This window comes from uncultured Thermomonas sp. (genome assembly GCF_937872235.1).
Taxonomy (GTDB): domain Bacteria; phylum Pseudomonadota; class Gammaproteobacteria; order Xanthomonadales; family Xanthomonadaceae; genus Thermomonas; species Thermomonas beijingensis.
The window spans coordinates 1-13,332 of record NZ_CALMPC010000067.1; the positions used below are offsets into that span (position 1 = coordinate 1).

The 13,332-nt window shown below is 60.1% G+C and carries 10 protein-coding genes and 1 pseudogene; all 11 read left to right on the plus strand.

Annotation, left to right across the window (positions count from 1 at the left end):
• Nucleotides 1-252, plus strand: a pseudogene (locus tag QWB57_RS05770) (hypothetical protein); the annotation flags it as partial.
• 155 nt (nucleotides 253-407) lie between these two features.
• Complete coding sequence (locus tag QWB57_RS05775; protein WP_288968717.1) at nucleotides 408-1,814, plus strand: NarK family nitrate/nitrite MFS transporter; 1,407 nt, start codon at nucleotides 408-410, stop codon at nucleotides 1,812-1,814.
• Nucleotides 1,815-1,947: 133 nt separating this feature from the next.
• On the plus strand, nucleotides 1,948-5,691 hold the full coding sequence (locus QWB57_RS05780) for a nitrate reductase subunit alpha (RefSeq protein ID WP_288968718.1): 3,744 nt from the start codon (nucleotides 1,948-1,950) through the stop codon (nucleotides 5,689-5,691).
• Entirely contained in the window at nucleotides 5,691-7,235 is a 1,545-nt protein-coding gene (gene narH, locus QWB57_RS05785) for a nitrate reductase subunit beta (protein ID WP_223629239.1), read from the plus strand. Before QWB57_RS05780 ends, narH begins: the two co-directional genes overlap by 1 nt.
• The gene (gene narJ, locus QWB57_RS05790; RefSeq protein WP_223629240.1) at nucleotides 7,232-7,921 is read left to right on the plus strand and encodes a nitrate reductase molybdenum cofactor assembly chaperone; all 690 of its coding nucleotides are present in this window, start codon (nucleotides 7,232-7,234) and stop codon (nucleotides 7,919-7,921) included. The genes narH and narJ overlap by 4 nt, the downstream gene beginning before the upstream one ends.
• Complete coding sequence (narI, locus tag QWB57_RS05795) at nucleotides 7,918-8,622, plus strand: respiratory nitrate reductase subunit gamma (protein WP_223629241.1); 705 nt, start codon at nucleotides 7,918-7,920, stop codon at nucleotides 8,620-8,622. Before narJ ends, narI begins: the two co-directional genes overlap by 4 nt.
• A 2-nt stretch (nucleotides 8,623-8,624) precedes the next feature.
• Nucleotides 8,625-9,533, plus strand: coding sequence for a peptidylprolyl isomerase (locus QWB57_RS05800; protein ID WP_223629242.1), 909 nt, complete (start codon nucleotides 8,625-8,627; stop codon nucleotides 9,531-9,533).
• 57 nt (nucleotides 9,534-9,590) lie between these two features.
• The gene (locus tag QWB57_RS05805) at nucleotides 9,591-10,910 is read left to right on the plus strand and encodes a nitrate/nitrite transporter (RefSeq protein WP_288968721.1); all 1,320 of its coding nucleotides are present in this window, start codon (nucleotides 9,591-9,593) and stop codon (nucleotides 10,908-10,910) included.
• Between the two features lie 60 nt (nucleotides 10,911-10,970).
• Nucleotides 10,971-11,933 (plus strand): hypothetical protein, encoded by a 963-nt coding sequence (locus QWB57_RS05810; RefSeq protein WP_223629244.1) that lies wholly within the window; start codon nucleotides 10,971-10,973, stop codon nucleotides 11,931-11,933.
• Nucleotides 11,930-12,610, plus strand: a complete 681-nt coding sequence (locus QWB57_RS05815) for an ATP-binding cassette domain-containing protein (RefSeq protein ID WP_223629245.1) — start codon at nucleotides 11,930-11,932, stop codon at nucleotides 12,608-12,610. The genes QWB57_RS05810 and QWB57_RS05815 overlap by 4 nt, the downstream gene beginning before the upstream one ends.
• A gap of 23 nt (nucleotides 12,611-12,633) precedes the next feature.
• Nucleotides 12,634-13,332 (plus strand): TOBE domain-containing protein (locus QWB57_RS05820; RefSeq protein ID WP_288968724.1); only part of this gene is annotated, 699 nt, incomplete at its 3' end.

The following is a 13,332-nucleotide window of genomic DNA, read 5'->3' on the forward strand; positions in this document are numbered from 1 at the left end:
GCATTGTGCGTGCAGGTGCGCTTGACCCGGGACGAGGCGGCGGCTCTGGTGGGTAAGCCCGGCCACGTCACGTTTTTTCTCCCGCAGACACAGCTGGATCTTTATGTGCTGCGCCTGCCATGCCGCGAGGGGCTGTGCTTTTCGCTGCCGGTGGGGGGTGAGGATAGGCTGGATATCGAGTTTGCGGTGGACGTGCGCGATAGCGTGCGCCAGCGCGGCGTAGTCAAGCGAGTTTCCCCGCGCAGCGGTTGACCTGTGTCAAGCAGGGAGTAAGGTAGCCGACGTCATTTGACTCCGATCAAATCGAGGAGGGCCTATGCAGGGCAGTATCTGGCGCATGGTGAAGGTAGCGCGGCCCCAGCGGGGCGCGACCGCAACCGCCGGATTCCCAACCTGCAGGTGCTTCCATGAGTGCGCAAATGGCTGAACGGCCTGTCCGCGTCGGTTCCGTGATTCAGGAGTGGCATCCCGAGGATGCTGCGTTCTGGGCGCGGACCGGCAACCGGATCGCCAATCGCAACCTCGCTATCTCCATCCCGGCACTGTTGCTGGCGTTTGCCATCTGGCAGATGTTTTCGGCGGTGACCATCAGCCTGCCGAAGGTGGGCTTCACGTTTGATACCAATGAGTTGTTCTGGCTGGCGGCGTTGCCCGCGTTGTCCGGCGCCACCTTGCGCATTTTCTATTCGTTTGTGGTGCCCATGTTCGGTGGTCGCCGCTGGACCGCAATTGCCACCGCTTCGCTATTGATTCCAGCGATCTGGCTGGGCGTTGCGGTGCAAGACGCCAGCACCCCGTACTGGCACTTCGTCGCGATTGCCATTTTGTGTGGCTTCGGTGGCGGCAATTTCGCCTCGTCGATGTCCAATATCTCGTTCTTCTATCCCAAGGCCAAGCAAGGCTTTGCACTGGGAATGAATGCGGGGCTGGGCAATCTGGGCGTGTCGGCTACCCAGTTCGTGATTCCGCTGGTCATCACGATGGCACTGTTCGGCGGGGTCGTCGGTGGCCCGCAGCTGACCGCCGAAGGCAAGCAACTGTTCCTGCAAAACGCGGGGTTTGTATGGGTGCCGTTTCTGCTGATCTGCGCGGTGGCCGCATGGTTTGGCATGCATGATCTGGCGGCGGCGCGTTCCTCGTTTGCCGAGCAGGCGGTGATCTTCAAGCGCAAGCACAACTGGCTGATGTGCTGGCTGTATATCGGCACCTTTGGGTCGTTCATCGGCTTCTCGGCGGGCTTCCCGATGCTGATCAAAACCCAGTTCCCGGATGTCAACCCGATGACCTATGCCTTCCTGGGCCCGCTGGTGGGTGCACTGATGCGCTCGGTGGGGGGGTGGTTGTCGGACAAGTTGGGCGGCGCGCTGCTGACCTTCTGGGTGTTCGCGCTGATGATTGTTGGCGTGTTCTGCGTGCTGCATTTCCTGCCGCAGCATGGTCAGGGCGGCAATTTCTACGGCTTCCTCGGCAGCTTCATGGGCTTGTTCGTGTTGTCGGGGATTGGCAATGCATCCACCTTCCGCATGATCCCGGTGATCTTTCGCACCCTGCATGCGCGCTGGTCGGTCAATGAGGATGCCGAAGGCAAGGTGGCTGCCACCCGCCAAGCGGGCATTGAATCGGCGGCAGTGATCGGCTTCAGTTCGGCCATTGGTGCGTACGGTGGCTTCTTCATCCCGAAAAGCTACGGTTCGTCGATTGCATGGACTGGCGGCCCGGAAATGGCGCTGTACGGATTCATTGTGTTCTATGCCACCTGCCTTGCGGTGACATGGTGGTGGTACTTCCGTCGTGGTGCCGAAACACCATGCTGAGACGCTGTGCCAAGACGTCGCGTCAAGACGCCATGCTGAAGCTGGACAACCACAACGCGGCAGCCGGTGCTGCCGCCTTCAAAGAAAAAATGCGTGCGCGCAACCTGCGTTCACCTGCCAAGAGGATGTTCTCATGAGTTATTTCCTTGACCGTTTGCAGTTCTTCAAACGCAACCCGGAAGAGTTTGCCGACGGCCACGGTGTCACCAAAACCGAAAGCCGCGAATGGGAAAATTCCTATCGTGCGCGCTGGCAATACGACAAGATCGTGCGTTCCACCCACGGGGTGAACTGCACCGGCTCCTGCAGCTGGAAGATCTATGTCAAGAACGGTCTGGTGACATGGGAAACTCAGCAAACCGACTATCCGCGCACGCGCCCGGATCTGCCCAACCACGAGCCACGTGGCTGCCCGCGGGGTGCCAGTTATTCCTGGTATCTGTACAGCGCCAACCGCGTGAAGTACCCGCTGGTGCGCGGCGCGCTGCTGAAGCTGTGGCGCGAGGCGCGCAAGGCCAAGGCGCCGGTGGATGCGTGGGCCAGCATTGTTGAAGACAGCGACAAAGCCAAAAGCTACAAGACCCGCCGCGGCATGGGCGGGTTTGCGCGTGTGCATTGGGATGAAGTCAACGAAATCATTTCGGCGGCCAACCTCTACACCGTGAAAAAATTCGGCCCCGACCGCGTGATCGGTTTCTCGCCGATCCCGGCGATGTCGATGATTTCCTACGCCTCCGGTGCGCGTTATCTCTCGCTGCTGGGCGGTGTTTGCCTGAGTTTCTACGACTGGTACTGTGATTTGCCGCCGTCCAGCCCGCAGGTGTGGGGCGAGCAGACCGACGTACCGGAATCGGCCGACTGGTACAACAGCCGCTACATCATCGCGTGGGGCAGCAACGTGCCGCAGACGCGCACGCCGGACGCGCACTTCTTCACCGAGGCGCGCTACAACGGTACCAAGACCGTGGCGATCACGCCCGACTATTCGGAAGTGGCCAAGCTCACCGACCATTGGCTGCATCCCAAGCAGGGCACCGACGCCGCGCTGGCGTTCGCGTTCGGTCATGTGATCCTGAAAGAGTTCCACGTCGACAAGGCCACGGACTACTTCGTTGATTACTGCCGCAAGACCACCGACATGCCGATGCTGGTGCGTTTGGAAAAGCGCGCCGATGGCCGTCTGGTGCCGGACCGCTTCTTGCGCGCCTCCGATCTTGGCGGGTTGGGCGAAGCCAACAACCCCGAGTGGAAGACCTTGGCCATTGATGAAACCAACGGCCAGATCACCATTCCGAGCGGTTCCATCGGTTTCCGTTGGGGCGAGAAGGGCAAGTGGAACATCGAAGAAAAAGACAGCGCCGGCCGCGACACCCGCTTGCTGCTGTCGCTGAAAGACAATCATGACGGCATTGAAGCCGCCAGCTTCCCGTACTTCGGCGGGATCGAGCACGGCAAGTGGACGGCTTCCAAGTTCGACGACATCCTGGAGCGCAACATCCCGGTCAAGCGCTTGCAGTTGGCCGATGGCAAGGAATGGATGGTCGCCACCGTCTATGACCTGCTGCTGGCGCAGTACGGCGTGGATCGCGGCTTCGGTGGCGGCAATGTAGCCACCAGCTTCGATGACAACGTGCCCGGCACCCCGGCATGGCAGGAAAAGATCACCGGCGTGCCGCGCCATGACGTGATCGAAATCGCCCGCGAATTCGCCAATACCGCCGCCAAGACCCACGGCCGCAGCATGATCATCGTCGGCGCGGCGATGAACCATTGGTTCCACAACGACATGAACTACCGCGGCCTCATCAACATGCTGATGATGTGCGGTTGCGTGGGCCAAACCGGCGGTGGTTGGGCGCATTACGTGGGCCAGGAAAAGTTGCGCCCGCAAACCGGCTGGCAGCCGATTGCGTTCGGTCTGGATTGGAGCAAGCCGCCGCGCCAGATGAACGGAACCTCGTTCTTCTACTTCATGTCCGACCAGTGGCGCTACGAAAAGGTCGAGATGAAGGAACTGCTCTCGCCCTTGGCAGACCCGGCCAAGTTCAGCGGCAGCCAGGCCGACTTCAACATGCAGGCGATCCGCATGGGCTGGTTGCCCAGCGCGCCGCAGCTCAACCGCAATCCGCTCAGTATTGCCAAAGCGGCCGAAGCCGCAGGCAGTACGCCGGCCGACTACGTGGTCAGTCAGCTCAAGAGTGGGGCGATGGATTTTGCTTACGCTGACCCGGACGCACCGGAGAACTTCCCGCGCAACATGTTCATCTGGCGCTCGAACTTGCTGGGCAGCTCCGGCAAGGGTCACGAGTACATGCTGCGCCACTTGCTGGGTACCCGGCATGGCTTGCAAGGCAAGGATCTGGGCGAACGTGGTGCGGAAAAACCGCAGGAAATCAAATGGCGCGATGAAGCGCCGGAAGGCAAGCTCGACCTGCTGGTGACGCTGGATTTCCGCATGTGCACCACTGCCCTGTATTCGGACATCGTGCTGCCTACCGCAACGTGGTACGAAAAGAACGACCTCAACACCTCGGACATGCATCCGTTCATTCACCCGCTGTCGAAGGCGGTGGATCCGGCGTGGGAGGCGCGCAGTGACTGGGATATCTTCAAGGGCATCGCCAAGGCGGTGAGCGCAATGGCGCCGGGCGTGCTGGGTGTAGAGAAAGACGTGGTGCTGGTGCCCACCCTGCACGATACCCCCGGCGAGCTGGCGATGCCGCTGGGCGTCACCAACTGGAAGAAGGGCGAGTGCGAGCCGATTCCGGGCAAGACCATGCCGACGATTGCGGTGGTCGAGCGCGACTATCCAAACCTGTACAAGAAGTTCACCTCGCTGGGCCCGCTGCTGGACAAGCAGGGCAATGGCGGCAAGGGCATCAATTGGGATACCAAGGATGAAGTGCATTTCCTGGGTGACCTCAACCATCGCGTGCGCGAAGAAGGCATCAGCCAAGGCCGCCCGAACATCCAGACCGCGATTGATGCCGCCGAATGCGTGTTGCATCTGGCACCGGAAACCAATGGCCATGTGGCCGTCAAGGCGTGGGAGGCACTGGGTGAATTCACCGGCCGTGACCACACCCATCTGGCGGTGGGCAAGGAGCATGAAGCCATCCGCTTCCGCGATATCCAGGCGCAGCCGCGCAAGATCATTTCTTCGCCCACCTGGTCCGGTTTGGAAGACGAACACGTCAGCTACAACGCCGGCTACACCAATGTGCATGAAATGATTCCATGGCGCACGGTGACGGGGCGCCAACAGTTCTACATGGATCACGAGTGGATGCTGGCGTTCGGCGAAGGCTTCATGCAGTACCGTCCACCGGTGGATACCAAGACGATTGCCCCGCTGCACAACAAGCGTGGCAACGGCAATAAAGAGATCGTGCTGAACTGGATCACCCCGCACCAGAAGTGGGGCATCCACAGTACCTATTCCGATAACCTGATCATGCAAACGCTCTCGCGTGGTGGCCCGATTGTGTGGCTGTCTGAAGACGATGCGCGGGAAGCGGGGATTGAAGACAATGACTGGATTGAACTGTTCAACGTCAACGGTGCAATTGCCGCACGTGCGGTGGTCAGCCAGCGCGTGATGAACGGCATGGCGATGATGTACCACGCACAAGAACGCATCATCAACACACCCGGCAGCGAAATCAGTGGCACGCGTGGCGGTATCCATAATTCCGTCACCCGCATTGTGCTCAAGCCCACCCACATGATCGGCAGCTATGCCCAGTTCGCCTATGGCTTCAACTACTACGGCACGGTGGGCAGCAACCGTGACGAATTCGTGATCGTGCGCAAGATGAATAAAGTGGATTGGCTGGATGGCGAAGCAGTGCCTGCCAACGCTCAGGAGGTGGTGTGATGAAAGTACGTGCACAGATCGCAATGGTGCTGAACCTGGACAAGTGCATCGGCTGCCACACCTGTTCGATCACCTGCAAAAACGTGTGGACATCACGCGAAGGTGTGGAATACGCCTGGTTCAACAATGTGGAAACCAAGCCCGGCGTGGGCTATCCCAAGGAATGGGAAAACCAGGACAAGTGGAACGGCGGCTGGGTGCGGACCCGTGCCGGCAAGCTGGTGCCCAAAGCCGGTGGCCGGTTCCGCATGCTGTCGAAGATTTTCGCCAACCCCGACCTGCCGCAGATCGACGACTACTACGAACCGTTTGATTTCGATTACCAGCACCTGCACGAAGCGCCGGACAGCAAGCACCAACCCACCGCACGCCCGCGTTCGCTGATTTCCGGCCAGCGCATGCAGAAGATTCATTGGGGTCCGAACTGGGAAGAAATCCTGGGTACCGAATTCGCCAAGCGCAGCAAGGACAAGAACTTCGAGGGCGTGCAGAAAGAGATCTACGGCGCGTTTGAAAAGACCTTCATGATGTACCTGCCGCGCCTGTGCGAGCACTGCCTGAACCCGGCTTGCGTGTCTGCATGCCCGTCGGGCGCGATCTACAAGCGCGAAGAAGACGGCATCGTGTTGATCGACCAGGACAAGTGCCGCGGTTGGCGCATGTGTGTGTCGGCCTGCCCGTACAAGAAGATCTACTACAACTGGAAGTCGGGCAAATCCGAGAAGTGCATCTTCTGCTACCCGCGCATTGAAATGGGCGAGCCCACCGTGTGCTCGGAAACCTGCGTGGGCCGCATCCGCTACCTCGGCGTGCTGCTGTACGATGCCGACCGCATCCAGGAAGCGGCCTCGGTGCCGGCCGAGAAAGACCTGTATCAGGCGCATCTGGACATCTTCCTCGATCCCAACGATCCCAAGGTCATCGAGGCCGCACGCAAGGAAGGCATCCCCGATAGCTGGCTGGAAGCTGCCGTGCATTCGCCCACCTACAAGCTGGCGATTGATTGGAAGCTCGCGCTGCCGCTGCATCCGGAATATCGCACCTTGCCGATGGTCTGGTACGTGCCGCCGCTGTCGCCGATCCAGTCTGCCGCCGAACGTGGCCGGGTGGGCATGAATGGTGAGTTGCCGGATATCGGCTCGCTGCGTATCCCCGTGCGTTATCTGGCCAACCTGCTTACCGCCGGTGATGAAGCGCCGGTGATCCGTGCACTGGAACGGTTGATGGCGATGCGCGCATGGCGCCGCGCCAAGAACGTGGACGGCGTGGAAGACCTGGCCGTGCTCAAGCAAGCCGGGCTGACCGTGGCGCAGGCCGAGGACATGTATCGCTATCTGGCGATTGCCAATTACGAAGACCGCTTCGTGATTCCCACCGCGCATCGCGAATATGCCAACGACACCTTCGGCGAGCGCGGCGGTTGCGGCTTCACCTTCGGCAATGGCTGCAGTGGCGATTCGCCAGCAGACCTGTTCGGTCAGCGCAAGACCACCACGTATGCCGTGCATCCGAACCGGACGGAAAAGTTCGAGGTGGCTGAATGAGTTTGCTCAAGCTCGTCGGCGTGCTGCTGGACTACCCGCAGGATGCGCTGTGGCAACACGGCGATGAACTGCTGGCAGCAGTCGATGCCACTGGCTTGCCAGCAGTGCGGCGGATGCAGTTGGAGACGTTTGTTCGCGAGTTGCTGAAATCGGAGGCGCTGGAAGCCCAGGATCGTTGGCTGCAAACCTTCGATCGTGGGCGGGCAATGAGCCTGCTGCTGTTTGAACACATCCACGGCGAATCCCGTGACCGTGGGCAAGCGATGGTGGATCTGATCGAAGCCTATCGCAAGAATGGCTACGAGCTGGCTGCCAAGGAACTGCCGGACTACCTGCCGTTGGTGCTCGAATATCTCAGTCAACGGCCACAAGAAGAAGCCCGTGATTGGCTGCATCATGTCAGCCATATCGTCGGGTTGCTGGCTGCACGTGCAGGTGAACGCCAAAGCCCTTACACGCTGTTGCTGGAAATCTTGGTGGAGTACGCCGAAGGCAAACTCGACTTGGGCAGCTTGCGGCAACGTGCCAGCCAGGAACCCCGCGACGACACGCCGGAAGTGATGGACCAAGTTTGGGAAGAGGAAGCGGTGCGCTTTGGCACCGAAGCCCCCACCGATGATTGCAAGCCCAACAGCCGCCCCGCATACCGCACAACCAATGCCGCAACCCAACAGGTGCAGCCATGAATTATCTGAATCAATTCTGTTTCCAGATTTATCCCTATATCGCGCTTGCCGTGTTCTTCATCGGTAGTTGGGTGCGTTTTGACAAGTCGATGTATACCTGGCGCACCGGCTCCAGCCAAATGCTTTCCGACAAGGGCATGCGCATTGGCAGCAACCTGTTCCATCTCGGCATTCTTGCCATTTTGGGTGGCCATTTGGTGGGCCTGCTGACCCCGCACGCGCTGTATGAAAGCGTCATCACCGCGCCGCAAAAACAAGTGCTGGCGATGGTCGCGGGCGGCGTGTTTGGCGCGGTCTGTTTGGTGGGGATCAGCATCCTCACCGTGCGTCGCCTGTTCAACCCCCGGGTGAAGGCCACCGGCACCACCGGTGACACCGTGATCTTGCTGCTGCTGTTCGCGCAGTTGTTGCTGGGTCTGTACACCATCGTGCAATCCACCCATCACATGGATGGTGGCGTGATGATGGCGCTGGCCGATTGGGCGCAGCACATCGTCACCTTCCGCTTTGGTGCAGCCGACTACGTGGGCGATGTGCACTGGGTCTATAAGGCGCATATCTTCCTGGGCATGACCTTGTTCCTGGTGGCACCGTTCACCCGTCTGGTGCATGTGTGGAGCATCCCGGTCAGCTATTTCTGGCGTCCCTACCAAGTGGTGCGCCGCCGTCAGCCCGGCCTGCGCTACGGCCCGAGGGCGTAGTCATGAGTGAAAGCAAGCTTGGTAGGCGCGAGCTGCCCATCACCGTCATCGACAGTGGCAAGTCGGTGGCGGAAGAAGCCCACAGCCATGCCCATGACCACAACGACGAAGGCCCGCGCTCGCTGGGGCAGGCCGCGCCAAGTTTCCTGTTTGTGGGTGACACCGCCATCAGCGAGGCCGACATTGCCCGCGAAATGCAGTTTCATCGCGCCATGACTCCGGAAAAATCGCGCGCCGACGCTGCACGTGCGTTGGTGGTGCGTGAGTTGCTGCGCCGCGAAGTGGAACGTCTGGGCCTACAGGGCGATGTGCAAGATGCAGGCAGCGAGGCAATGGAAGAAGCCTGCACCCGCTTGCTGCTGGAGCGCGAAGTCGAAAACCGCGTGCCTACACTGGAAGATTGCCAACGCTATTACGCGCAAAACCCGGAGCGTTTCCATGCACCCGACCGCATTCGCGTGCGGCATATCCTGCTGGGCGCGGCGGTGGATGATGTCAGTGGCCGTTTCAATGCGCGTGAGCAAGCGGAAAAACTCATCACGGAATTGAAGCTGCAGCCGCATTTGTTCACCGACTTCGCGCTACGCCATTCCGATTGCCCTTCCAAAGACGACGGTGGCGAGCTGGGTTGGCTGGAACGTGGCCAGGCAACCCCGGAATTTGATCGCCAAGTCTTTCGTTTGCGTGAGGGCTTGGCGGCATTTCCGGTGGAGTCGCGCTGGGGCTACCACGTCGTTTGCGTGGATGCTGTCGAAAGCGGCGAAGAACTTGCGTTCGATCAAGTCCGGCAGCGGATTTCCGACTATCTTGAATTGCAGGTTCGGCAACGCGAACTCCAGCAATACCTGCAAGGCTTGCAGGAACGCTACGAGGTACGCGGGCTGGACGCCATCGAGGCTGGCGCGGCCTGATTGCAGCAGGACGCGCCGCCGGCAACAGGTTTCTTAACCACCACCGGAAGCACGTCCATGCAGGACTTTTCTCAAATCAGCACTGCCCGCCAGCAGCGGGCGCTATGGCTGAGCACCATTGCCTTTACCACCTGCTTTGCAGTGTGGATGATTTTTTCCATCATCGGCATCCAGATCAAAAAAGATCTGGGGTTGAATGACACCGAGTTCGGGTTGTTGATCGCCACGCCCGTGCTCAGCGGATCAATGCTGCGCATTTTCCTTGGGGTGTGGGCCGACCAATTGGGCGGCCGCAAAGTGCTCACTGCGGTGATGCTGGCCGGTGCTGCAGCCACCTGGATGCTGACCCACGCCCAGACTTATCCGCAATTCTTGATCGCCGCATTGGGCGTGGGGATTGCCGGCAGCTCGTTCTCGGTCGGCGTGGCCTATGTGTCGAAGTGGTTCCCGCCGGAAAAGCAGGGCACCGCACTGGGTATTTTTGGCGCCGGCAATATTGGTTCAGCGGTGACCAAACTGTTGGCCCCCATGGTGATGGTGGCCGCGGGCTGGACGATGGTGGCCAAGGTGTGGGCGGTGGGTTTGGCGGTGATGGCCATTTTGTATTTCCTGTTCACGCAGGAAGACCCGTCGCTGGAGCAGCGTCGCAAGGCCGGTGTCAAGCCGATGCCGTTTGCAGAACAAATGGCACCACTGAAGAATCTGCAAGTGTGGCGCTTCGCGCTGTATTACTTCTTCGTGTTCGGCGGTTTCGTATCGTTGGCACTGTGGTTGCCGCGCTACCTGATTGGTGCGTATGGCATGGACGTGGCGCACGCCGGCATGTTGGCGGCCTGCTATTCCATCCCGGCCAGTTTGTTCCGGGTGGTGGGTGGCTGGATGTCGGACAAGCTGGGCGCACGCAAGGTGATGTACTGGACCTTCGGCGTCTCGGTCATCTGTTGTTTCCTGCTTGCTTATCCCGACACCCAGTACGTGGTGAAGGGTATCAAGGGTGATGTGACTTTCCATCTGGCCATTGGCGTGGTGCCGTTCACCGTGCTGGTGTTCGTGCTCGGCTTCTTCATGTCGCTGGGCAAGGCGGCGGTCTATAAGCACATCCCCGTGTATTATCCGCAGTACGTCGGCGCGGTCGGCGGCGTGGTCGGGATGATCGGTGGGCTGGGCGGCTTCCTGCTGCCGATTGCGTTCGGTGCGCTCAACGACCTGACCGGCGTCTGGACGAGCTGCTTCATGCTGCTGTTCGTGGTCGTGGCCAGCGCGCTGGCATGGATGCACTTTGCCATCCGCCGCATGGAGCGCCGCCGCTTCCCGCAGATCGACCGAGAAACCGACCTGCCGGAAATCATCGACGCGCAGCGGGCCGCGCGCGGATGAGCCGGAAGTGCGACAGAACCAGCGCTACTGCGCACCGCGGGAATGAGCGGTTTCGGAGGCGTGAGTGGGTTGGTCGTCACCGTGGGGCAACACGGCGGGGATGGAGTGAAAGAATATTTCGAGCTTCAATGCAGAATGGTCGGCCGCAGGTTCAGGGATGCGGGACTTGCGCCGTTGCTTGCCTGTGTCGTCCTGGGGCTGGCCTTTGTCGGCTTCTCGATAGTCTTGTTCCGAAAGACGGAATTTGCGGAATACGTTTACGTTTGTTCCGTCTTGATGCTCGTCGGCAGGCTGTCGGAGAGCCGAAGGTCGGAATTCCTGGAAATCTGCTTCGGCGACGCGGGACTGCGAAAGGTCAGGGTTGTGGAAAACCTGGTTTGTTCGTCGCCTTTCATTGTTTTCCTGCTTTGCAGGCAGTTCTTCCTTATGGTGGTCGTGCTGCTGGTGGCGGTGGTCATCCTGGCGTTGGTCAGGTTCCGTGCAAGGCTGGATTTCGTCATCTGGACGCCGTTCTCGAAAAAGCCTTTCGAATTTTCGACGGGATTCAGGAACACCTTCTACCTAATCCTGATGGCGTATGCGCTGGCGTTCGTTGCCGTTTCCGCAGGCAATTTCAATCTGGGCGTGTTCGCGATGCTGCTGGTCTTTGCCATTGTGTCGAGCTATTACACGAAGCTGGAAAACGAGTATTACGTCTGGACATATGGCGTCAATGCCAGAGGATTCCTGCTTGGCAAGATGAAGATGGCGATGCTTTTTTCGTCTTCCCTTGCCCTGCCGGTGGCGCTGCTGCTGACTGTTTTCTTCCATCGGGATATCGGCATGATCTCCCTTTTCTTCCTGGCGGGTCTGGCGTTCCTGGTTTGCGTGATCGTCAGTAAGTATTCTGCCTATCCCAATGAAATGAACATCGCGCAGGGCATCCCCTTGGGTCTCTGCCTCTGGTTTCCGCCGCTGCTGCTTGTCCTGGTGCCTTGTCTTTTCTGGAAGTCCGAAAAACGCCTTGGCGGTCTGTTGAAATGATAGCGATCAAGGGGCTGTCGAAGAGGTATGGGGCAAATGAAGTCCTGAAGAGCATCGACGTGCAGTTCGACAAGGGTAGGGTGTACGGCATTGTCGGGGAAAACGGTGCGGGAAAGACAACCCTGTTCAGGTGCGTCGCGGGTCTGGAAAACCACGGTGGCGAGATAAGTTCGAGCCTTGAGCCGCTGAAGAACCACCTTGGGCTGCTGCTTGCCGAGCCTTACTTTTTCCCGAAGATCACGGGGGAGGAATATGTCCGACTGCTGTGCAACGCAAGGGGCAGGAAGGTGGATGGCATTGACGGCAGGAATGTGTTTGACCTGCCCTTGGGCAAGTACGCCTCTGCCTATTCAACGGGGATGAAAAAGAAGCTGGCGCTGACGGCAATTCTTCTGCAAGGCAACGAATATTTCGTGCTTGACGAGCCGTTCAACGGGGTGGACATACAGGGCAACATCGTCATTACGGAAATCATCCGTAATTTGAAAGAGCTGGGCAAGACCGTTCTGATCTCATCCCATATCTTCTCGACCTTGAGCGATACCTGCGATGAAATCCATCTGCTGAGCGGCGGACGTTTCATTAGGTCAGTTCGGCAGGCGGACTTTCCGGTGCTGGAAGCTGAAATGAAGCAGGCGGCAATCGGCAGCAGGATCGAGGCGCTGGGACTGACATGACGGGCGGCGGCTTGTACGCTGCCATGTCCTCCACGCTTTTTCTTCCGCACGCCATGCCGACCGCTTCCCTCGAACCGTTGATCGACCTGCGCGGCGCGGGCACCAGCCTGACCCCGCAGCGCGCGAAGCTGCTGCACGCGCTGGATGCGCACGGCTCGATCAGCGCCGCCGCGCGCGCAGTCGGCATGAGCTACAAGGGTGCGTGGGACGCCATCGCCGCGCTCAATGCGTTCGTCGGCGAACCGCTGGTCAGCGCGGAAACCGGCGGCAGCGGCGGCGGTGGCGCGCGGCTGACCGAGACGGGCCGGCGCGTGCTGGCCTTCCATCAGGCGCTGACCGCGCTGCAACAGCGGCTGCTGGCGGGGCAGGGCGAGCCCGCCAGCGCCGGCGACCTCGACCAACTGCTCAAGAGGCTGGGAAATCTCATGCTCCGAACCAGCGCGCGCAACCAGTACGAAGGCACCGTGCAGGCGATCCAGCGCGGCGCGGTGAACAGCGAGGTGATCCTCGATCTCGACGGCGGCGACAAGCTGGTCGCCATCATCACCAACCGCAGCGTCGATGACCTCGGCCTGCGCGAAGGCGGCAGCGCGATCGCGCTGGTCAAGTCCTCGTTCGTGGTGCTGGGCGATCCCGGCGTGCGCACCAGCGCGCGCAACGCGCTGGCCGGCACCGTGTTGTCCTGTCGGGAAGGCGCGGTGAACGCCGAAGTGGAATTGCAG

Excerpts from the sequence above, each read along its gene's own strand:
- QWB57_RS05775 (WP_288968717.1), top strand. The coding sequence starts at position 408 with ATGAGTGCGCAAATGGCTGAACGGCCTGTCCGCGTCGGTTCCGTGATT.
- QWB57_RS05780 (WP_288968718.1), top strand. The coding sequence starts at position 1,948 with ATGAGTTATTTCCTTGACCGTTTGCAGTTCTTCAAACGCAACCCGGAA.
- narH (WP_223629239.1), top strand. The coding sequence starts at position 5,691 with ATGAAAGTACGTGCACAGATCGCAATGGTGCTGAACCTGGACAAGTGC.
- narJ (WP_223629240.1), top strand. The coding sequence starts at position 7,232 with ATGAGTTTGCTCAAGCTCGTCGGCGTGCTGCTGGACTACCCGCAGGAT.
- narI (WP_223629241.1), top strand. The coding sequence starts at position 7,918 with ATGAATTATCTGAATCAATTCTGTTTCCAGATTTATCCCTATATCGCG.
- QWB57_RS05800 (WP_223629242.1), top strand. The coding sequence starts at position 8,625 with ATGAGTGAAAGCAAGCTTGGTAGGCGCGAGCTGCCCATCACCGTCATC.
- QWB57_RS05805 (WP_288968721.1), top strand. The coding sequence starts at position 9,591 with ATGCAGGACTTTTCTCAAATCAGCACTGCCCGCCAGCAGCGGGCGCTA.
- QWB57_RS05815 (WP_223629245.1), top strand. The coding sequence starts at position 11,930 with ATGATAGCGATCAAGGGGCTGTCGAAGAGGTATGGGGCAAATGAAGTC.